Origin of the sequence: Arthrobacter sp. ISL-69 (genome assembly GCF_018613775.1) — a bacterium.
Classification (GTDB): domain Bacteria; phylum Actinomycetota; class Actinomycetes; order Actinomycetales; family Micrococcaceae; genus Arthrobacter.
This window is the reverse complement of sequence record NZ_JAGGPO010000019.1, coordinates 1-18,128: the sequence shown is the minus strand read 5'-3', so window position 1 is coordinate 18,128 and position 18,128 is coordinate 1. Positions and strand designations below refer to the sequence as shown.

Sequence of the window (18,128 nt, the reverse complement as noted above, 5' to 3'; positions counted from 1 at the left end):
CTCAAATGAGTATTGCCGCACAAACTCTGCGATTCAATGGCCAAACCGGCACCCCTTGTGTGCAGAATTGCAGATATGGATACTAATCCCGATGACCTGCTGGTCCTGCTGGCCGTCTCGCGGTCAGCCAAGTTCACGACGGCGGCGCAGGCCCTCGGTCTGAACCACACCACTGTGTCGCGCCGGATAGCTGCCCTGGAGAAGACCCTGGGCGGACGCGTCCTCTCCCGGGCGGCCGGCGGCTGGGAACTGACGGAACTCGGGGCGGAGGCCGTGCTGGTGGCCGAGCAGGTGGAAAATGCGGTGCGCAGCCTCGGCCAGCCGGGCCGGGCGCCGGATCCCATCACGGGCGTGGTCCGCATGACGGCCACGGACGGCTTCAGCGCCTACGTCGCCGCGCCCGCCATCGCACGGCTGCGGCGCAAGCATCCCGGGCTCAGCGTGGAGATCGTGACCGTGACCCGGAGGGCCCTGCAGCAGCGGTCCGGCCTGGACATCGAGGTGGTGGTGGGCGAGCCCCAGGTGCACCGCGCCGAGGCCTTCAAACTGGGCGAATATGTGCTGGGCATGTACGCCTCGCAGGCCTATCTGGCCGAAAACGGGACCCCTGCCACGGTGGAGGAACTGACGGAACATCCGCTGGTGTATTTCGTGGACTCCATGCTCCAGGTGGACGACCTCGATGCCCCTCGCAGGCTTGTTCCCGCCATGAAGGACGGCCTGAGTTCCACCAACGTGTTTGTCCATGTGGAGGCTACGCGCGCCGGGGCGGGCATCGGCTTCCTGCCGTGCTTCATGGGCGATCTGCACCTGGACCTGGTCCGACTGCTTCCGGACGCATTCTCCGAGCGGCTCCCCTACTGGATGGTCCTGCGTCCGGACTCCATGCGGAGGCCCGCCGTGGCGGCGGTGGTGCAGGCACTTCGTGACCAGACCGTGGAGCACCGCGAGGCCCTCCTGGGCCGGGGCTGACGGTCAGCGGCCGGGCGGTATATATTCGGACGGCCAGAGTCCGCGGCCCCCGCCGGGTCTCGAGGGACCGGGCATTGAAGGATCGAGGCCGTCACCATCGCGTCGGTGGAGGAGCACGCGGACTCCATTTCCCGGATCCTCCGCTTGGCGTTGCGCCTCCATCCTCCGGAGAACTATCCCGAGCACCTTCGGTCGGCCCTCAAATCGAGGGCGGTCATCGACGCAGCCGTTTCGCTGATCATGGTCCAGAACCGCTGCAGCCGGGATCAGGCGATGGAGCTCCTGCACCTGGCGGCATGTGCGACCGACACCAGGCTGCACACCATCGCCACGGACATCCTGTCCAGCGCCGAACTTCCCGGTGGGGGCGTCCGGCCAGAATGAAGAAACCCCCGCGCGAGTCCTGGGGACTCAAGCGCGGGGGCTTCTTTGCCCTCCGGTCTTGGGGGAAAGCGGAGAGCTTCCACAAACTTACAGCGGGCGCGGGGCCCACCGGGACAATAGTGGTCCTGAAAGCCCTTTCTTGAGGCAACTTTGTTCCTCCCGGGACTTTTGTTGCGGTGGCCTTGCGCCATTATTGCGGGAAGGACTCGGCGCCTAGTCCCCGGAGACCGATTCCGGTGGCGCCGGATCATGGCGGACGGGTGCGCCGGCAGCAAAGGCGCGCACCTTGGCGTCATCCCACATGTGGGCGGGGACACCTCCGCCCAGGAGCCTGCGGGCCAGCCGGGGATCGTCGTCGAACGGCTGGTCGCTGCCGGCCATCACCATGTTGCCGTAGCGCCGGCCCTTGAGCATGGCGGGGTCGGCGATGATGAGCGTGTGTTCGAACGTGGCCGCGATGCCGGCGGCATCCTCGCGGGCGTTTTTCAGGTCCGGGGCATCGCCGGAGTTCACCACATAGATGCCGCCGGGCGCCAGCACGCGCCTGGCATGTTCATTGAATTCCGCGGTGGTCAGCGGCCGGGGCGTCAGCGCGCCGGCAAACACATCGCGGATGATCAGGTCGCGGGTCTGCGGGGTCAGGGCCTCGGTAACCTCTCTCGCTTCCCCCACGCGCAGCCGCAGCAGCGGCGCCTTGGGCAGGTCGAACCAGCCGCGGACGTACTCGGCGAGCTTGCCGTCCAGTTCCACGACCACCTGGCGCGCCTCCGGATAGGCGGTGTGGAAATAACGGGCCAGCGAGCATGCTCCGCCGCCAAGGTGCAGGGCGCGCAGCTTGGGCCTGTTCTCCCGCGGCCACCGCGATTCCACCAGCGCGGACATCCACCGCATGTACTCGAAGTCGAGGAAAAGCGGGTCCGCCAGGTCGATGTGCGAGCTCATCACGCCGTTGATGCGCAGGAGCCAGCCATTCGAATTGTCCTGGTCCGCGATCAGTTCGCAGTCCCCCGTGTCGATGTAGTAGACGCCCTCAACCGGCCCGTCAGGGCGGGTTCCCTTCGGCACTTCCACCACTCCCGGCGTCGAACGTTCAGCGTTCCTGCCGGCAGCCCGGCCCTTACGCGCCACTTAGCCAGCCACCGTATTGCTCATGCCTCAACCCTAGTTGACCGGCGCCTCGCCGACCGCTGCGCCTTCACCGTTCCGGATCCGTTGCACGACGGCGGTGGTGGACAGGTCCGGTACGTAGTCCAGGATGGTCACAGTGCCGCCGAAGCGTTCCACCGCTTCCGTTTCGGCCAGCATTTCCGGGGTGTAGTCCCCGCCCTTCGCGTAGATCTCCGGCCGGAGCTTTTCGATCAGCGGGATGGGCGTGGGGGTATCGAACACCGTCACGTAGTCCACACAGCTGAGCGCCGCGATCACGCCGGCGCGGTCAGCCACCGAGTTGATGGGCCGGTCCGGCCCTTTCAGTCGGCGCACCGACGCATCACTGTTCAACGCCACCACCAGGACGTCCCCAAGTTGCTTGGCCTGGTTGAGGTACCGGGTGTGGCCGCGGTGCAGTACATCAAAGCACCCGTTGGTGAGCACAATCCGGCGGCCTTCGGCGCGATCGCCCTGGATATGGCGGGCGAGTTCGTCGGCGCTGAGGGCGGTGTCGGCGAAGCTTGCCAGGTGCCGGGTGAGGTCCGCCGAGCTGCAGACTGAGGTTCCCGGCTGGTGGACCACGACGTCCGCCGCAGCCTGGGCAAAGTCCACGCTGGTGCTGAGCGGCAGCGTGGCGGCACGGGCGAGCGTCAGGGCCGCCACGAACGTATCCCCGGCGCCGGAGGCCTGCTTCTCCGTGGCAGGCCTGGCCCAGGTGCGGTGCGAATCGCCGGCCGCGGGCAGCAACAGTGTTCCGTCGCGGTCCAGGGTGACCACGACGGCACGTGCTCCGGTGGCGTCGATGAGGTCCTCCCGGCGGGCCGCCATAACGGCCGGACGGTCGCTCCCGGAGGTGAACCGGATGCCCAGCAGCCGGGCCGCTTCCTGCGCGTTCGGCGTGACCAGATCCGGCCGGAGCGCCGCCCAAGGACAGGGATCGTGGGCATCCACCACGGCAAGCTGCGTGCCGGCCCTCCCCCCGAGCGCGTCAAGGAGGGCGCTCCGGACCGGACCTTGCAGGGCCCCCGTACCGTAGTCACAGACCACCACGGCGTCCTGGCCCCGGACAGCGGCCGGTAAGGACAACGCGAGCGCCGCCAATGCGTCCCGCGGGACCTTGGCGGCCACGTCGTCGAACCTCAGCAAAACCTGGCCCGCGCTGCTGATGCGGATTTTGGAGGTGGTGACCATGTCGGGATGCTCATGCAGGTGGCTGGTGTTCACTCCCGCGGCGCGGAGCTGCCGCCCCAGCTCCAGCCCGGCGTCGTCGCAGCCGATCAGTCCTGCGACCTGGACCTTTGCCCCCAATGCCGCCAGGTTCATGGCAGTGTTGGCCGCCCCGCCCGGAGCGAAAGTGCGCTTGCTGATGTCAACCACAGGAGCGGGGGCCTCGCGGCACAGACGGTCAATGGACCCGCTCCACCAGCCGTCCAGCATGACATCGCCGATGACCGTAACGGACGGCGCGAGGGCGGCAAGGCGGGCGGGTAGCCAGTCGGCCAGTCCGCGCTGATCAGCCAGTCCGCTCACGGCGCCTCCCGCCGCACCGCAGGGACCGCCGTCGCAGGGTCCGCTGCTGGAGGGGGCGGGGCCGCCAGGTGCACCACCTTGACCCGGGTGAATTCGTCCAGCAGTTCGGGTCCGTAGCCGAAGCCACGCCCGCTCTCCCCGCGCGGCTGTGCAGCCCCGCCGGGTGCGCCGCCGAACACCTCGTTGACCTTGACCGTTCCCACCGGCAGCGCGGCGATGGCCTGCTGTGCGTGAGCGATTTGGCCCGTCAGCACGGTCGCGGCCAGGCCGTAGCGGCCGCACGCCGCGAGCCTGAGCCCTTCGTTGAAACTGTCCACTACCTGCACCGGGGCCACGGGGCCAAAGGTCTCCTCCGCCATGATGTCCATGTCTGCCGTGCAATCGAGCAGGACTGTGGCCGGATAAAACGCCCCCGGTCCGCCGGGGATCGATCCCCCTTCGACGGCTCGTGCCCCGGATTCAAGGGCCTGCTCAACCTGGCGGTGGACCGCGTCGCGCATGCGGACGTCCACCAGGGGCGCCATGCGTCCGTCACGGTTGCGGCGCCGGGCCTGGCTTTCCAGGGCAGAACAGAAGGGACCGGCGATGGCCCGGTGTACGTAGATGCGCTCCACAGCAGTGCAGATCTGGCCGTTGTTGCTGAAGGCTCCCACGGCCGCCTGCTCCGCCGCCCAGACAGGATCGACGTCGTCGTCCACCACAAGCGGATCATTTCCACCGTTTTCACGGATGACGTGCGCGCCCGTCAGGTTGGAGGCCCTGGCAATCCGGGCGCCCGCCGCACTGGAGCCGACGTGTGCCACGACGTCCACTCCGGTCTGTTCGGTCAGCAGGGCGCCGATGCCCGAGCCGCCGGTCAGCGAAATAAGCACATCTGGCGGGAAAGCAGCGGCCAGGACTTCCCCGAGCATTGCGCCCAGGTGGGGGCACCGCTCGCTGGGCTTGTGGATCACGGTGTTTCCGGTGACCAGGGCGGCGCCTATGAGGCCGCAGGCCACGGCCACGGGGTCGTTCCACGGAGTCAGCGCCACTGCCACCCCGCGGGGCTCGGCAACGGTGTAGTCAGACGCCAGCGGGTCGCCCCTCAGGCTGTGACCCCGGTGTACCGGGCCAAGTTCGGCATACTGCTCCAGGGTGGAAACTCCGGCGGCGATCCCGGCAAGGGCCTCGTCCACGGGCCGCCCGGTCTCACGGTTGTTCATCCGGGCAAGCTCCGGTGCCGCTTCGGCCAGGGCACGGGCGGCTGCGCGGAGGCTGGAACCGCGCTCAGCCGGCGGCGTTGCGGCCCACGCCTGCAGGGCTGCACGGGAGGCATTGACCGCTTTCCGGACGTGGAGGGGCACAGCCTCCTGCAAGGAGCCCACGTCCTCCCCGGTTCGGGGGTCGCGGATGACTATCATTTCCGAGGCGCGGTTGTGGACGCGCTGGACGATCGCGGACATGGGACTCCTTCCGAAAGACGGCCGCTTCACCCGTTCAGGCGACTGCCAGGTGAATCGGGTGTGCAGACGCTGAGGCCTCCTGTGACCTGTTCCGTACCCCGGTTCGTTCCCGGTTACACCCGCCGTTGCCATCGGATTTTGTTGCAGCGCGCATCCCGCCCCCAGCCGTAGCCACGAACACTCCATGGGACTAGGGTGGGCGGCACGGCAAGGATGGATACTTCGGCAAGGAGTGGCGGAATGGGACCGGACTATGCCACGGACAGGCTTTCCGCCGCGCGCCCGTCCGCTTTCGGTGGCGCGGAGGTAGTGGGCGCGGGCGTAGGTCCGGTCCTGGAAAAATTCCGGGACGTAGCCCGGATCGCCGTGCTCCGCGGCGGAGGCCTGGGTGACCTGCTGTTTGCCCTTCCCGCAGTTGCCGCGCTGAAGGCCGCCTACCCGGGGGCCACTGTCACCGTGCTCGGAACGCCGGTCCATGCTGCCATACGCCGAGGGCGTCCGTCCCGGACCGCATGACCCGGCCAGGACGGACAAGTTCTTCGCTGAGATGCGGCGCGAGAGTTTCGACCTGGCGCTCCAGCTCCACGGCGGCGGGCGGTACTCGAATCCGTTCCTCCTGCAGTTGGGGGCACGACACACGGTGGGGACACGGACGCCGGACTCCGTTCCGTTGGAACGCACACTGCCCTACGCGTACTACCAGCACGAACCGCTGCGGGCCCTGGAAGTGGCCGGGCTCGCCGGGGCGCCCCCGGTTGGGCTGGAAGCACAGCTGCGCCCCCTGGACCCGTTCCGCGACGCGGCCGACGCGTTGCTGGGGGACGGGACCGGGGTGGACGGAAACGCGGACGATCCGGCCGGCATCGTGGTGGTCCATCCCGGGGCGACTGATCCGCGCAGGCGCTGGCCAGCCGTACGCTTCGCCGAAGTGGCTGCGGCGTGCGCCGCGGATGGCTGCACGGTGCTCGTGGTGGGCGACCAGAGCGAGCGCCAGCTCGCGGCTGACGTGGTGCACGTCGCAGGCTCGGACAACGTCAGGTCCATAGCCGGCGAAGCTGACCTCGGCACCTTGGCCGCCCTCCTGGCCCGGTGTGACGTTATGGTGGCCAACGACAGCGGGCCGCGGCACCTGGCGCAGGCGCTAGGAACGCCCACTGTGGGGATCTACTGGGCAGGCAACGCCCTCAATGCCGGGCCCCTGGGCCGCAGCCTGCACCGCCTGCACCTCTCCTGGCTGACGCACTGCCCGGAGTGCGGGGCAGACGTCACCCAGGTTGGCTGGACCGCTCCGCGCTGCGGCCACGACAGCTCGCTGGTTTCCGGGATACGTCCGGAGGACGTCTATGCGGACGTGCAGCTGCTCAGGGCCATGAACCTTCGTCCTCGTGGCAGATCAGCATCTCCCTGACCTCGCAGCCCGGGGGCTGGGACAGGGCGAAAAGGATCGCCTCCGCCACATTCGCTGGGTCGTTCAGCCGGGAGTCGTCCTGCGGCTTGTACTGCTCCGCGCGGTCGTCGAAGAAACGGGTCTTCATGCCGCCGGGAATCATGGTGGTCACTCCGATCTCCCCGCCGGTCTCAGCGGCAAGTGCGTGGCTGAAGCCCACGACCCCGAACTTCGAGGCGCAGTACGCGGTCGCCTCGGGCAGGGCGCGCTTGCCCAGGGTCGATGCCACGGTGACCACGCGCCCCCGGGATGCCTTGAGGTAGGGCAGCGCGGCGCGCACTACGGACACAGTGCCGAACAGGTTCACGAAGACCACCTTCTCCCAGTCCTCGGCCGGAACGTCCTCCAGCTTGCCGCAGCGGTCGATGCCGGCTGCCGTCACCACGGCGTCCAGGCCGCCCAGTGTTTCGGCGGCTTCCCGCACCGCCTCGCTCACGGCCCGGCGGTCCGCAACATCCACTTCGAAGGCCTTTGCCGCCGAGACGTTCCGGATGTCCCGGTCCAGGACCACGGGCGTGCCGCCCGCCTTCAGCACTGCATCGACGACGGCGGCGCCGAGGCCGGAGGCTCCTCCGGTGACCAGCACCCGGCCTGCACGGTAAGTCGGTCCGGACGTCTCGCGTGACGCATCGGGGAAGGTCACGCGGGAAGTCTCGCGGAAGTTCTCTTCACTCATGGTGTTCCTCTCAGTCGGGGATTCGGTTGCAGTTCAGCTGACGCGTGACAGCGCGTCCGCGAGGCCGGTGGTGGAGCGCGACGGGTGGTAGGGCACCGTGGTGCAGCGTCCCCCCCAGCTCTCCACCAGGGCGGTTTCGGGTAGTTCGGTGACGTCGTAGTCACCGCCTTTCACCCAGAGGTCGGGCCGCAGGGTGGCAAGGCAGGCCTCCGGGGTGTCCTCGTCGAACACCAGCACGGCATCCACGAATTCAAGGGCGAGCAACAGCTCGGCCCTGTCGTCCTGGTTGAGGATCGGGCGGTCCGGGCCCTTCACCCGTCGTACGGATTCGTCCGAGTTCAGACACACAATGAGGCAGTCGCCAAGGCTCCGGGCTGCGGCCAGGGCCCGGGTGTGGCCGGCGTGCAGGAGGTCGAAGCAACCTCCCGTGGCCACGACGATCCCGCCCGCTCCACGCACGTTGCGGGCCAGGGCCAAAGCGTCGGTATTGCGCCCGTGCACCTTCACGGGCTGCGGCTCCCCGGCCAGCACCGAAACCCCGCCGTGACGCAGGAAGGAAGCCGCCTCCCGGACTGCCAGCACCGCCGCAACGTCGAGGGTGCGGCCTTCCATGAGGTGCACGGCCAGGCTGGCGGCCAGCCGGTCGCCGGCACCGCAGGGATCAGTCACCGGGGTTTTCGGCGCCGGTATGGGCAGGGCCGGCTGACCGCCGTCGTAGACCAGCAACGCGCCTTGGCCGCCCATGGTGACCATCACCGCCTTGCTCCGCCAACGCAGCCGGAGTGCCTCGGCCACGACCCCAATGTCATCGCTTCCGGCAGCACCGGCCAGGCTTCGGGCTTCGGTCAGGTTGGGCGTCACCACCTCGACGCCGGGAACTGGTTCCGCCCCCGTCCGGTGGGGGTCCCAGACGATCGGGACGCGCGGGGCCAGCTCGGCCAGCACCGCCCTGAGCTCCTGGTTCGCGGTGAGGCCCCTGCCGTAATCCGCCACAACGATCACCGCCGCCCGCTCCAGCGCGTGCAGCATTGCCGGGGTGACAGGAGGTACGGGCGGGCGGGCGCACGCTTCATCGAATCGGACCACCGGGTGGCCCTCGGCCCGCACGCGGGTCTTGACAGGAGTGGGAGCCCCGGATGATCCGGCCACAACAGTGATTCCTTCAAGCGCCCGTTCGAGGTGCAATGCCGCGTCGTCGTCGGCGAGTACGGTTACGAGCGTGACGTTGTGCCCGTCCCCGGCGAGCATCCTCGCCACGAGCCCGGCGCCCCCGGCCCGCCGCTGCACAGTGGACACGTCCACCACGGGGACCGGTGCGTCCGGGCACAGGCGGGTGGCCTCGCCGTCGATGTCGACGTCCAGGAGCACATCTCCCACCACCACGATCTTCATGGCCTGCTCCCCGGGAACGGTCCGCTGATGCCCCGGCGGCCGACCTCGGCGTCGAACGCCCGGCACACGGCGTGGAGGGCAACGAGGTGGCATTCCTGGGCGTTGGCGGAAAGGGCTTGGATGGTCACGGCCTCGTCGCAACGGGAGGCCAGGGGATTTGGTGCGGGGCCGGTGAGCGCCCACGTGGTGACGTTCAGCCTGGCTGCCGCTTCGGCGGCACGGAGGAGGTTGGGGCTTTTTCCGCTGGTGGACAGCAGCATCAGCACATCGCCTGAGCGCCCGTGGGCGCGGACCTGCCGGGCAAAAAGTTCCTCAAATCCATAGTCGTTCGCAATGGCGGTGACGGCTGAGGTCTCAGCGTGCAGGGAGATGGCTGAGAACGGCGCCCGTTCGCCGTCGAACCGGCCCACCAGTTCAGCCGTCAGGTGCTGGGCTTCGGCGGCCGAGCCGCCGTTGCCCGCAGCGAGCAGCCGCTGGCCCAGCAGCAGCCGGCGTGCCAACTCCTCGCCCCAGGCCGCCAGGTGGTGCGCCTGGCTGCGCAGCGATTCCAGCGCGGGAAGGACATTATCCAGGTGGGCCTGGACGGCGTTGACGGAATCCGGGCTGGCGGATCCTTTCGGAGCACCTGCCGGTCCCCCGGTTTCGGCATGTCCACGGGCTTCTGTATGTCCGGGAGGCCGGGGAACCAGCGGCAGCACGGGTGGAAGGTCCTGCTCGCGGAGCGGCCATTCGGTAGTCACAGCGCCGCCCCTTCCGCCGGCTGCATCCGCCGGGACACGGCGCCGTCCGCCAGGGCCTGCCGGTAGGCCTTCTCGGTTTCGGCGGCCACCCGGTCCCACGAGTAGCGCGAACGCGCCCGCTTCCGGCCCGCCCGCCCGAGTTCGGAACGGAGGTCCGGATTAGCGAGAAGTTCGGCCAGGGCCCCTGCGATGGCGGCCGGATCCCGGGGCGGAACGTGCAGGCCGGTTGCCCGGTCCACCACGGTGTCCGTGAGTCCGCCGACGGCGGCGGCAACCACCGGGACGCCGCAGGCCATCGCCTCAAGGGGCACAATGCCGAACGGCTCATACCAGGGCGTACACACCACGGCGTCCGCACTCCGCAGGATGCCGGGCATGGCCTCCCGCGGCACCTGGCCCCGGAGGGTCACCTGATGGTCCACGCCGAGTTCCCTGGCCAGTTCTTGGAGCCGGCGGGCCTCGGGATCCGCTCCCATGACGTTGGCGCCGCCCCCGCCGCCCACAATCAGGAGCTCGACGTCGTCGAACCCCGCCTCGCGGAGCAGCGGCAGTGCCCTGATCACAAGGTCCACGCCCTTGCGTGGAACCAGGCGGCCCACGGAGAGGATGCGGTGGCTCCGCGGCCGCGGCTCGGCGGCGCCGAAGCCCGCGAAGAGCTCCACGTCCACACCGCACGGGGCAATGGAAATTTTGGCCGTGTCGATTCCCATCGCCTTGAGCTCGAACACCTCATCCGAACAGGTGGCAATGATGCGGTCAGCCGCCCGGCCCACGGCGGGCTCCAGCCAGCGCCGCTGCAGTGGGCTGGTGTCCTCGTTGCCCTGGTGGCGGCGCTTGACTGTGCCCAGCGCATGGAAGGTCTGCACCACGGGCACGCCGTCCCCGCTCCGGCGGGCCGCGTCCAGCGCGGCCAGGCCGGACATCCAAAAATGGGCGTGCACGATGTCCGGGGGCCTTGCACCCCAGTCCTCCCCGATGCCCTCGGCGAGCCGGTCCATGTAGGGCAGGAGCTTGTCCTTGGGCACGTGGTGTGCCGGGCCCGCTTCAACGTGGACCACGTCCAGCCCCGGTTGGATGGCCACCCGTGGTGGAAGTGCTGCATCATCTCGCCGGGTATAGACGGTTACGAGGTGTCCCATCCGGGCCAAGGCTGTGGACAGGGCGGCGACGTGCACGTTCTGTCCGCCCGCGTCCACGCCGCCCAACGCCGCCAGGGGGCTTGCATGTTCCGAAACCATGGATATTCTCACTGGAGCTTCCTTTCGTTCGCGGGGATAAGGACCCGGGATTTCCTGAACCGCCGGGAGGTGATCTCGTCGAGAAGGGTGTCCCAGGCGCCGAGGAAAGCGCCCAGGCCGTAGCGGTCCAGGACCGCCTGGCGGGCCGCCCGCCCCCGTTCCCTGGCTTCGTCGGGGTCGCGGATAAGAAGCCCGGCTTGGCGCACCAGTTCCCCGACGTCCGTCGAGATTGCACCGGCCTCCGGCGGCACCGCCCGGGCGGCCTCGGTGGTGGCCAGCGCCACCACCGGCATGCCAAGATGCATGGCCTCGAGCAGCGCCAGTCCCAGGGAAGTCCACCGGAGGGGATGCACATAAACCCGGCAGCGGGCCAGTTCCTTGTGCAGCGGGGCGGTGGCCAGGTCACCGCGGACGGTCAGCCGGGACGGCGGCAACCCGGTGTACCGGGGCAGTTCGTCCCCGCCCATTCCGAAAACCTGCAGCGGCGCGGCGGCGGCAAAGCGCGGGAGCAGGTCCGTGCCGGTGACCCTCCCTCGCCGGACGGGCTCGTTGACCACGACGGCCAACTCCGGAAGCTCGCCGGTGTAGAGGTGGCCCGGGTCCGGGACGCCGTGCTCAATCACCACCGTGGGGGTTGAACCGGTGTCCCAGAAAAGCGCATTGAAGTGCGTTACGTGGACCACCGGGATGGCGTGCTGGTCTGCGAGCGGATGCACGGTGAACGGAACGTCGCCTTTGGGCGTGTTGTGTTCGAGGTAGACCGCGGGGAGCTCCGCCCCCGGCTGCCGGCCGAGCGCCCGGGCGATTTCGGTGAGTTCTTCGGGCCGCTGCAGGACGACCGCGTCGATGCTGTCGGCGTCGAGCCGGTTGAGGGCAACTTCGTGGACGGACCCTGGCCAGTCCCGGCCGGCGCGGCCCAGCCCCCAGGGCCCGCCGCCGGGAAGTGCCGGCAGGAGATATTCGTGCGGTCCGCGGACGAACGAATCCGTCCAGGAACCGTGGACATGCCAAAGCAGGATCCTCATCGGTGCCGCACCTCCCGCCGGGTGGACAGCGAGGACACTCCGCCGAGGAGCCGTTCCACCGCGTCCACCACCTGTTCGGGTGAAACCGAAGCTAGGCAGGGATGCCCCGGCACCGGGCACTCGCGCGCGCGGCTCAGCCTGCACGGCGCGTTCTGGTCGCCCAGCAGTTCAAGCGGGACGCCGTAGGGTGCCCACCTGGTTGCCGGCACCACCGGGGAAAACAGGCAGGCAACGGGGGTTCCGACGGCGGCGGCCAAGTGGGCCGGACCGGTATTTCCCGTCACCAGGGCGCTTGCCCCGGCAATGACACCGGCCAGGGTCCGCAGGTCCGTTCGTCCCCCAAGATCCAGCCCCGACGGGCCGGCCACCGTCGCCGTCAGCGTGGTCTCTCCGGGACCGCCCGTCACCACCACGCGGTGTCCAGCACCTTCGAGGAGTTCCACGGCCGCGGCGTGGTGCAGTGGCGGCCAGGCCCGGGACGGCGCCGAGGATCCCGGGTGCACCACGATGTACGCCCCGTCCCCCACGAGCTCACGGGCATCGCGGTAGTCCCGGATCCGGAGCCTGCCGTCGTCGCCGGGCGGGAGCGTGAATCCGGCGGCCCGGGCGATCCCCAGGGCGCGCTCGGCCTCCGGCTGGTCCTCGGAAAAATCCTCCCCGGGCCGGAGCCGGACATCCAGCAGCGCGCCGGCATAGTCAACGGACGCCCCCGTGATGCGCCGCACCCCGGCCAGCCGAAGCAGCAGCGCCAGCGGCAGGGGGGACTGGTGGAAAGACGTCAGGATCACCGCCTCGGTGATCCTCGAATGGCGGATGAACGTGACCAGCCGGTCCACGGTCTCCGCGGTGACCGCCGGGGCGGGGTTGATGATCCACGGGCAGGCCCAGCTGTAGACTTCCGACACGCCCGGCAGGAGGGATCCGGCAGTGTCGCCCTGCGGTCCGCACAGGAGCACGACGTCGTTCGGCGCACCGCCGTCGGAACGCCGCCCGTTGGCGATGGCCCGCACGGCGGGACCGGCCAGCAGGACGTCGCCCACGCTGTCCAGCCTTGCCGCGAGCACCCGGGTCATTGGCCGATCCCCACAGGTGCCACGCCCAGCAGGAGCGACACCGCGCCGGCCAGGTCCGCAGCCACCTCCCGGGCAGCTGCCACCTCGTCGGGCCGGGTGAGCGGCGTGGGTACGAGTATCCCCCGCACCCCGGCGGCTTCGGCGGCTTCCATGTCGCTGCCGATGTCACCGATGTAGGCGGCTTCGGCCGCCGCGATTCCGAGCCGCCGGCAGGCGCTCAGGATCATCCCGGGTGCGGGTTTGCGGCAACCGCAGCCATCCTCGGTGCCGTGGGGACAGATTTCCCAGACATCAAAGGGGCCCATGAGGCGGTCGATGCGGTCATTGACCCGGTCCACCTGGCTGCGTGACAGCAAGCCCCGTGCCACGCCCGACTGGTTGCTGACCACACCGGTGGCGATGCCCCGTCCGCGCAGTTCCGCCAGGACCTTCCGGGCATCGGGCATAGGGGCTACCAGCCCGGGGTCGCCGTTGTAGGGCACATCCTGGATCAGGGTGCCGTCCCGGTCGAAGAGCACCGCCTTGGGGATCGGAATGCTGGAACTTCGCATACCCACCCTGTTCCCCGCGGACGGGCCGCTCAAACAGCTTGATGAGCCGTTTCCCGGATTAGACTCCGGAACCAGGAGGTCCACGCGGGCCTGAAAGAGGAAGTTGCACTTATGGGCTCCACCGTGCCGTCCAGCGAACAGCCAACGCTGCTGGTCCTGAGGGCGCTAAAACTCGGCGACCTCCTGGTCGCGGTCCCGGCCCTCCACGCAGTCCGCAGGGCGTTCCCCGGCCACCGGCTGGTCTATGCCGGGCCGGCCTGGCTGGCGGACGTCCTTGAGCTGGTGGGAGGCTTCGAACTGCTCCCGGCCAGTGGGCTGGATACACCGCTCGCCGTGGCGCCGGGCGCCGTGGACATTGCAGTCAACCTCCACGGTTGCGGGCCTGAAAGCACGCTACTGCTGGAAGCCCTCGGGGCGCGGCGGATGATTGCCCACGGTGCGGCCGGCGGAGGGCCGCCGTGGGTGGAGCAGATGCACGAACGGGAACGGTGGACGAGGCTCCTCCGCTGGCACGGCATCGAAGCCGATCCCCTTGACGTGCAGCTGAGCCGGCCCGTGGCGGGCCGGGCCGCGGCGTCCGGCCACAGGGCGGCGGCCGTGGTTCACGTGGGCGCAGCCTACGGCAGCCGGCTGTGGCCGGAAACGCGATTTGCGGCAGTAGCTGCAGCGCTGAACGGCGCCGGTCATGAGGTGGTGTTCACCGGCAGCGCCGAAGAACGCGAACGTGCCCTCCGTGTGGCCCGCGGGGCAGGCCTCCCGGACACTGCTGTGGTGGCAGGTTCGCAGCCCCTGTCGGAATTCGCTGCGCTGGTCGCCGAAGCCGGTGTGGTGGTTTCGGCGGACACCGGGGCGGCGCATCTTGCCGCCGCCTACGCCCGGCCGTCCGTTGTCCTTTTCGGTCCCGCACCCCCCGAGCAGTGGGGGCCTCCCCCCGGCCCGCACATAGTCCTGACCCGGCCGGAGCTGCGCCGCGGCGACGTGTTCGCGGCCGAGCCTGACCCTGCGTTGCTGGGGGTCAGCGTTCAGGATGTGCTCGCAGCCCTCCGCGAATTGGGAGTGCTCTGATCGTTGCCTTCCTGCAGCAGGCCCTGGAGCCGCACCAGGACACGCGAGAGGCGCCGCGAGACCTGCATCTGCGAGACGCCGAACCTGCGGCCAAGCTCCGATTGGCTTTCCTCGCAGAAATATCGCCGGTACAGCAGCTCCTGGTCCTCCGTGGTCAGCTTCCGGATGGCCTGGTTGAGGCAGATCAGTTCCTCCAGCCTGTCCAGCGGATCGTCATCCCCGGAGACGAGGGTTTCGGCCAGCGGCGTACTGTCAGGGCGAGCCTCGGCGGCGTCGAGGGAAGCGGGATGCATACTGGCAGCGGCCGCCATCGCCTCCCGAACCGCGTCCGGGGGAACGCCCAGTTCCACGGCCAGCTCAGCGGCGGTCGGCGCATGGCCCAATGCCTGCGCGAGCACCGGTTCGGACCGCAGGAGCTCGGAACGCAGATCCTGCAAGTGGCGCGGCGGCCTGACCATCCAGCACCGGTCCCGCATGTATCTTTTCAATTCTCCCGTGATGGTCGGAGCCGCGTAGGCCGCGAAGCTGCTTCCCCGCCCCGCGTCGAAACCCCTCGCCGCCTTGACCAGGCCAAGGTAGGCAACCTGGTTCAGGTCTGCCCTGTCCCGCCCGCGGGCCTGGAAGCGCGCCGCAAGTGCCTCGGCCAGATCCAGGTATTCAAGGACTAGCTGGTTTTCGAAGGTTTGCCGGATCTGGCCCTGGTGCCTGTGCTGTTGTTCCAGTTGCAGGGTCTGTGGCGATAGCTGGGGTTCCGCCATTGTGGCTCGTTCCTTTGACTGTGGAGCGACCGAATAAGCCTGTGGCAAGACTTAGAAAAGTAGGAAACCATAAGCTTGCTTATTAAACAATGGCCGGTAGCGTTAAATCACAGCGGACGCGTCGGCGGGCCCCGGCCAAACCTGACCAGATAGCCGGCCGGCGCTTCCAGCCTCGCGAAAGGGTGGTCCGGCATGCGGATAGCAATCGTTGGCGCGACTGGAAATGCGGGTACTGCCCTGCTCCGGCGCCTCCACGAACAGCAGGCACAACGCCCGGACACGCTCGAACTCGTGGGAATCAGCAGGCGCCTGCCGGACCAGTCGGCAGCGCCTTATGGCGGCGTCGAATGGCACGCAGTGGACATTACCGACGACGACGGCGGGCGGCTGCGCGCCGCGCTCGCCGGAGTGGATGCCGTGGTGCACCTCGCGTGGATTCTCCAGCCGAACCACGACATGGCGGCACTTCACCGCACCAACGTCACGGGAACCGCGAATGTCCTCCGGGCCGCAAGGGAGGCCGGCGTGGGTCACGTGGTGTGCGCCTCCTCGGTGGGTGCCTACAGCAGCTCAGCCAAGGAACCCCGGAGGACCGAGGACTGGCCGGCCACCGGCATCCCGGAATCGCACTACAGCAGGCACAAGGCCGAACAGGAAGCCCTCCTGGACCGGTTCGAGGCGGAAAACCCGGCCACCGCAGTCGCGCGGCTGCGCACAGCGCTCATTTTCCAGGGCGCCGCCGGAAGTGAGATCGGCCGTTACTTCCTGGGGCCGCTGATTCCCAGGCTGCTGCCGGGGCATATCAGGCTCCCCCTCCTGCCGATCCCGGCGGAACTGGTCTTCCAGGCCATACATGCGGACGATGCCGCCGACGCGTACTGGAGGATCCTTGACCGTCGCGCCACCGGCGCGTTCAACGTCGCCGCCGAACCGGTGATCACTCCGGTGGAGCTGGCCAGGCTGTTGCACGCGAGGCGCTGGCTTCCCATCCCCCTATGGCTTCTCCGCATGGCCGTGGATCTGAGCTGGCGGCTCCGCCTGCAGCCAACGGATGCCGGCTGGATCGCCATGGCTGAAGGCGCCCCGATCATGGACACCGGACGCGCCCGCGAAGTGCTCGGCTGGGAGCCCCGCGCTTCGTCCCTGGACGCTATCCGGGAAGTGCTGGAAGGGCTGGGAATGGGACGGGGGACGGCAGGTTCTCCCCCACTGAAGCCACGAAACCGGCCCGGCATGGACCTGGCGGACCGCTAAAGCTGCCGGTCCAGAAAAGTAATACACCAAGGGTACTTACTATTTATAGTAATCATGCTTACTATTTTAAGGCCAGTAATTGCTGGTTCTTGATCAGCAGCCGACCTTCTTGGAAAGAGAGAGCGAAGATGACAGAGAACCAATGGCCGCAGGACGGGAGCTACGGCACCGCTGGGGCCACAAAGCAAACGGCCGTCACGGCGGTGCCGGAAACAGATGCCGACTACCCTGCAGCCCCTTACGGCGCAGCGGAGGGCACGACGTCGAAGACCGACACGGCCAAGAACGAGGCAGGCGAAGTGACCCGCCAGGCTACGGACTCCGCCCAGCACGTTGCAGAGACCGCCAAGGCCGAGGCCGCCAACGTGGCCGGCGAGGTCAAAGCCAATGCCAAGGACCTGCTGTACCAGGCCAAGACGGACCTCACCGACCAGGCCGGGGCGCAGCAGCAGAAAGTAGCCCACGGCCTTCATTCCATTTCCGGCGAACTCCGCACCATGGCTGACGCGTCCGAGCAGCCCGGCGTGGCTACTGACCTGATCCGTCAGGCAGCGGACCGGTCCGCCTCCGTGGCGTCGTGGCTGGAAGGCCGTGACCCGGGTTCGCTGCTCGGCGAGGTAAAGACCTTCGCACGGCAGCGCCCCGGCACGTTCCTGCTGCTGGCTGCCGGCGCGGGAATCCTGGCGGGCCGTCTGACCCGCAGCCTGAGCGAGGGTGCCCCGAGCTCTGCCAGCGGCGTGGCAGGCGGACCTGCCGCACGTGCACCGATCTCCAGTGTGCCCGGTACCGGCACCGCCGGTTCCTATGTTCCCGACACCGGAATGGCGGTTCCGCCGCCGCCGGTACAGATGCCGGCTCCGAACGTCACCACGGCGGGCATGACCGGCGCCGGAGTGGGTGCCGGAGGTTATGCCGGTACGGGCGCATACACGGATGGGGCGGACGCCTATCCGCCCAACCCGCTGGCGGACGAAGGAACACCGCAGGACCAGTGGGCGGACGATCCCCTGGCCGGCGACCGCGTCTCGGACTCCCCGCTGACCGGCGACCTCGCGGACGACGACCCGTACCGTGACGATCCCCTCCGTGGCGGTCAGCGATGAGCAACCAGTTTCCGGAACCGGCTGCCTCGGAGTCGCATGTGAAGGCGGACACGACGTCCCTTGGTGACCTGCTCGGAGACGTGACCCGGGACATCTCCACGCTGATGCGCCAGGAGGTGGAGCTCGCCAAGGTAGAGCTGAAGCAGTCCGCCACCCGTGCGGGGAAGGGCGGCGGGATGTTGGCCGGCGCCGGCGTGGCTGGCCATTTCGTGCTCCTGTTCCTGTCCCTGGCGCTCTGGTGGGCGCTGGGAACGGTGATGGGGCTGGGCTGGTCCGCCGTGGTCCTCGCCGTGATCTGGGGCGTCATCGCCGCCGTCCTGGCCGCCGTC

Annotated in this window: 19 protein-coding genes; 8 read left to right on the top strand and 11 right to left on the bottom strand. The window is 68.9% G+C overall.

The features are described from left to right. Window positions 1-75: 75 nt before the first annotated feature. Both J7I79_RS14730 and J7I79_RS24650 read left to right on the top strand, forming a co-directional pair. Complete coding sequence (locus J7I79_RS14730; RefSeq protein WP_214954361.1) at window positions 76-972, top strand: LysR family transcriptional regulator; 897 nt, start codon at window positions 76-78, stop codon at window positions 970-972. Between the two features lie 105 nt (window positions 973-1,077). After that, entirely contained in the window at window positions 1,078-1,356 is a 279-nt protein-coding gene (locus tag J7I79_RS24650; RefSeq protein ID WP_311380585.1) for an ANTAR domain-containing protein, read from the top strand. A gap of 213 nt (window positions 1,357-1,569) precedes the next feature. On the opposite strand, the gene J7I79_RS14720 is transcribed toward J7I79_RS24650, so the two are convergent. Genes J7I79_RS14720 through J7I79_RS14710 form a run of 3 tightly spaced genes read right to left on the bottom strand, consistent with a single transcriptional unit; the run spans window position 1,570 to window position 5,477 of the window. Then, the gene (locus J7I79_RS14720) at window positions 1,570-2,484 is read right to left on the bottom strand and encodes a spermidine synthase (RefSeq protein ID WP_214954360.1); all 915 of its coding nucleotides are present in this window, start codon (window positions 2,482-2,484) and stop codon (window positions 1,570-1,572) included. A gap of 33 nt (window positions 2,485-2,517) precedes the next feature. Next, on the bottom strand, window positions 2,518-4,035 hold the full coding sequence (rfaE2, locus tag J7I79_RS14715) for a D-glycero-beta-D-manno-heptose 1-phosphate adenylyltransferase (protein ID WP_214954359.1): 1,518 nt from the start codon (window positions 4,033-4,035) through the stop codon (window positions 2,518-2,520). Continuing rightward, window positions 4,032-5,477 carry an aldehyde dehydrogenase gene (locus tag J7I79_RS14710; RefSeq protein ID WP_214954357.1) on the bottom strand — a complete coding sequence of 482 codons (1,446 nt, stop codon included), beginning with the start codon at window positions 5,475-5,477 and terminating at the stop codon, window positions 4,032-4,034. The genes rfaE2 and J7I79_RS14710 overlap by 4 nt, the downstream gene beginning before the upstream one ends. Window positions 5,478-5,717: 240 nt before the next feature. On the opposite strand from J7I79_RS14710, the gene J7I79_RS24785 reads away from it, so the two are divergent. Both J7I79_RS24785 and J7I79_RS14705 read left to right on the top strand, forming a co-directional pair. Further along, the gene (locus J7I79_RS24785) at window positions 5,718-5,993 is read left to right on the top strand and encodes a hypothetical protein (RefSeq protein ID WP_311380584.1); all 276 of its coding nucleotides are present in this window, start codon (window positions 5,718-5,720) and stop codon (window positions 5,991-5,993) included. Beyond that, on the top strand, window positions 5,953-6,885 hold the full coding sequence (locus tag J7I79_RS14705; protein WP_311380583.1) for a glycosyltransferase family 9 protein: 933 nt from the start codon (window positions 5,953-5,955) through the stop codon (window positions 6,883-6,885). The genes J7I79_RS24785 and J7I79_RS14705 overlap by 41 nt, the downstream gene beginning before the upstream one ends. Here J7I79_RS14705 and J7I79_RS14700 read toward each other — a convergent pair. The 7 genes from J7I79_RS14700 to J7I79_RS14670 all read right to left on the bottom strand — a co-directional run bounded on the left by J7I79_RS14700 (window position 6,839) and on the right by J7I79_RS14670 (window position 13,619). After that, a complete protein-coding gene (locus tag J7I79_RS14700) occupies window positions 6,839-7,600 on the bottom strand; it encodes an SDR family oxidoreductase (RefSeq protein WP_251042833.1) in 762 nt (253 codons plus the stop codon). The two genes, J7I79_RS14705 and J7I79_RS14700, sit on opposite strands and share 47 nt — an antisense overlap. A 33-nt stretch (window positions 7,601-7,633) precedes the next feature. Next, window positions 7,634-8,992 (bottom strand): PfkB family carbohydrate kinase, encoded by a 1,359-nt coding sequence (locus tag J7I79_RS14695; protein ID WP_214954355.1) that lies wholly within the window; start codon window positions 8,990-8,992, stop codon window positions 7,634-7,636. Then, window positions 8,989-9,564 carry an SIS domain-containing protein gene (locus J7I79_RS14690; RefSeq protein WP_396020204.1) on the bottom strand — a complete coding sequence of 192 codons (576 nt, stop codon included), beginning with the start codon at window positions 9,562-9,564 and terminating at the stop codon, window positions 8,989-8,991. The genes J7I79_RS14695 and J7I79_RS14690 overlap by 4 nt, the downstream gene beginning before the upstream one ends. 164 nt (window positions 9,565-9,728) lie before the next feature. After that, on the bottom strand, window positions 9,729-10,982 hold the full coding sequence (locus J7I79_RS14685; protein WP_214954351.1) for a glycosyltransferase: 1,254 nt from the start codon (window positions 10,980-10,982) through the stop codon (window positions 9,729-9,731). Continuing rightward, window positions 10,979-11,995 carry a glycosyltransferase gene (locus J7I79_RS14680; RefSeq protein WP_214954349.1) on the bottom strand — a complete coding sequence of 339 codons (1,017 nt, stop codon included), beginning with the start codon at window positions 11,993-11,995 and terminating at the stop codon, window positions 10,979-10,981. Before J7I79_RS14680 ends, J7I79_RS14685 begins: the two co-directional genes overlap by 4 nt. Beyond that, the gene (locus J7I79_RS14675; RefSeq protein ID WP_214954347.1) at window positions 11,992-13,068 is read right to left on the bottom strand and encodes a glycosyltransferase family 9 protein; all 1,077 of its coding nucleotides are present in this window, start codon (window positions 13,066-13,068) and stop codon (window positions 11,992-11,994) included. The genes J7I79_RS14680 and J7I79_RS14675 overlap by 4 nt, the downstream gene beginning before the upstream one ends. Beyond that, window positions 13,065-13,619, bottom strand: a complete 555-nt coding sequence (locus J7I79_RS14670) for an HAD-IIIA family hydrolase (protein WP_214954345.1) — start codon at window positions 13,617-13,619, stop codon at window positions 13,065-13,067. Before J7I79_RS14670 ends, J7I79_RS14675 begins: the two co-directional genes overlap by 4 nt. A 111-nt stretch (window positions 13,620-13,730) precedes the next feature. Between J7I79_RS14670 and J7I79_RS14665 the strand changes: the two genes are divergently transcribed. Further along, window positions 13,731-14,684, top strand: coding sequence for a glycosyltransferase family 9 protein (locus tag J7I79_RS14665; RefSeq protein ID WP_214954343.1), 954 nt, complete (start codon window positions 13,731-13,733; stop codon window positions 14,682-14,684). On the opposite strand, the gene J7I79_RS14660 is transcribed toward J7I79_RS14665, so the two are convergent. Beyond that, the gene (locus J7I79_RS14660) at window positions 14,642-15,442 is read right to left on the bottom strand and encodes a sigma-70 family RNA polymerase sigma factor (protein WP_214954341.1); all 801 of its coding nucleotides are present in this window, start codon (window positions 15,440-15,442) and stop codon (window positions 14,642-14,644) included. The two genes, J7I79_RS14665 and J7I79_RS14660, sit on opposite strands and share 43 nt — an antisense overlap. 192 nt (window positions 15,443-15,634) lie before the next feature. Here J7I79_RS14660 and J7I79_RS14655 point away from each other — a divergent pair, with 192 nt between their 5' ends. The 3 genes from J7I79_RS14655 to J7I79_RS14645 form a co-directional block, all read left to right on the top strand. Then, window positions 15,635-16,696: an NAD-dependent epimerase/dehydratase family protein gene (locus tag J7I79_RS14655; protein ID WP_214954339.1), complete on the top strand. Its 1,062-nt coding sequence runs from the start codon at window positions 15,635-15,637 to the stop codon at window positions 16,694-16,696. 128 nt (window positions 16,697-16,824) lie between these two features. Continuing rightward, on the top strand, window positions 16,825-17,799 hold the full coding sequence (locus J7I79_RS14650) for a hypothetical protein (protein WP_214954337.1): 975 nt from the start codon (window positions 16,825-16,827) through the stop codon (window positions 17,797-17,799). Next, window positions 17,796-18,128 (top strand): phage holin family protein (locus J7I79_RS14645; RefSeq protein WP_214954335.1); only part of this gene is annotated, 333 nt, incomplete at its 3' end. The genes J7I79_RS14650 and J7I79_RS14645, both read left to right, overlap by 4 nt.

Coding starts and splice junctions, on each gene's coding strand:
- J7I79_RS14650 (WP_214954337.1), top strand. CDS start 16,825: ATGACAGAGAACCAATGGCCGCAGGACGGGAGCTACGGCACCGCTGGG.
- J7I79_RS14695 (WP_214954355.1), bottom strand. CDS start 8,992: ATGAAGATCGTGGTGGTGGGAGATGTGCTCCTGGACGTCGACATCGAC.
- J7I79_RS14660 (WP_214954341.1), bottom strand. CDS start 15,442: ATGGCGGAACCCCAGCTATCGCCACAGACCCTGCAACTGGAACAACAG.
- J7I79_RS14665 (WP_214954343.1), top strand. CDS start 13,731: ATGGGCTCCACCGTGCCGTCCAGCGAACAGCCAACGCTGCTGGTCCTG.
- J7I79_RS14670 (WP_214954345.1), bottom strand. CDS start 13,619: ATGCGAAGTTCCAGCATTCCGATCCCCAAGGCGGTGCTCTTCGACCGG.
- J7I79_RS14675 (WP_214954347.1), bottom strand. CDS start 13,068: ATGACCCGGGTGCTCGCGGCAAGGCTGGACAGCGTGGGCGACGTCCTG.
- J7I79_RS14730 (WP_214954361.1), top strand. CDS start 76: ATGGATACTAATCCCGATGACCTGCTGGTCCTGCTGGCCGTCTCGCGG.
- J7I79_RS14655 (WP_214954339.1), top strand. CDS start 15,635: ATGCGGATAGCAATCGTTGGCGCGACTGGAAATGCGGGTACTGCCCTG.
- J7I79_RS24785 (WP_311380584.1), top strand. CDS start 5,718: ATGGGACCGGACTATGCCACGGACAGGCTTTCCGCCGCGCGCCCGTCC.
- J7I79_RS14705 (WP_311380583.1), top strand. CDS start 5,953: ATGCTGCCATACGCCGAGGGCGTCCGTCCCGGACCGCATGACCCGGCC.
- J7I79_RS14680 (WP_214954349.1), bottom strand. CDS start 11,995: ATGAGGATCCTGCTTTGGCATGTCCACGGTTCCTGGACGGATTCGTTC.
- J7I79_RS14700 (WP_251042833.1), bottom strand. CDS start 7,600: ATGAGTGAAGAGAACTTCCGCGAGACTTCCCGCGTGACCTTCCCCGAT.
- J7I79_RS14710 (WP_214954357.1), bottom strand. CDS start 5,477: ATGTCCGCGATCGTCCAGCGCGTCCACAACCGCGCCTCGGAAATGATA.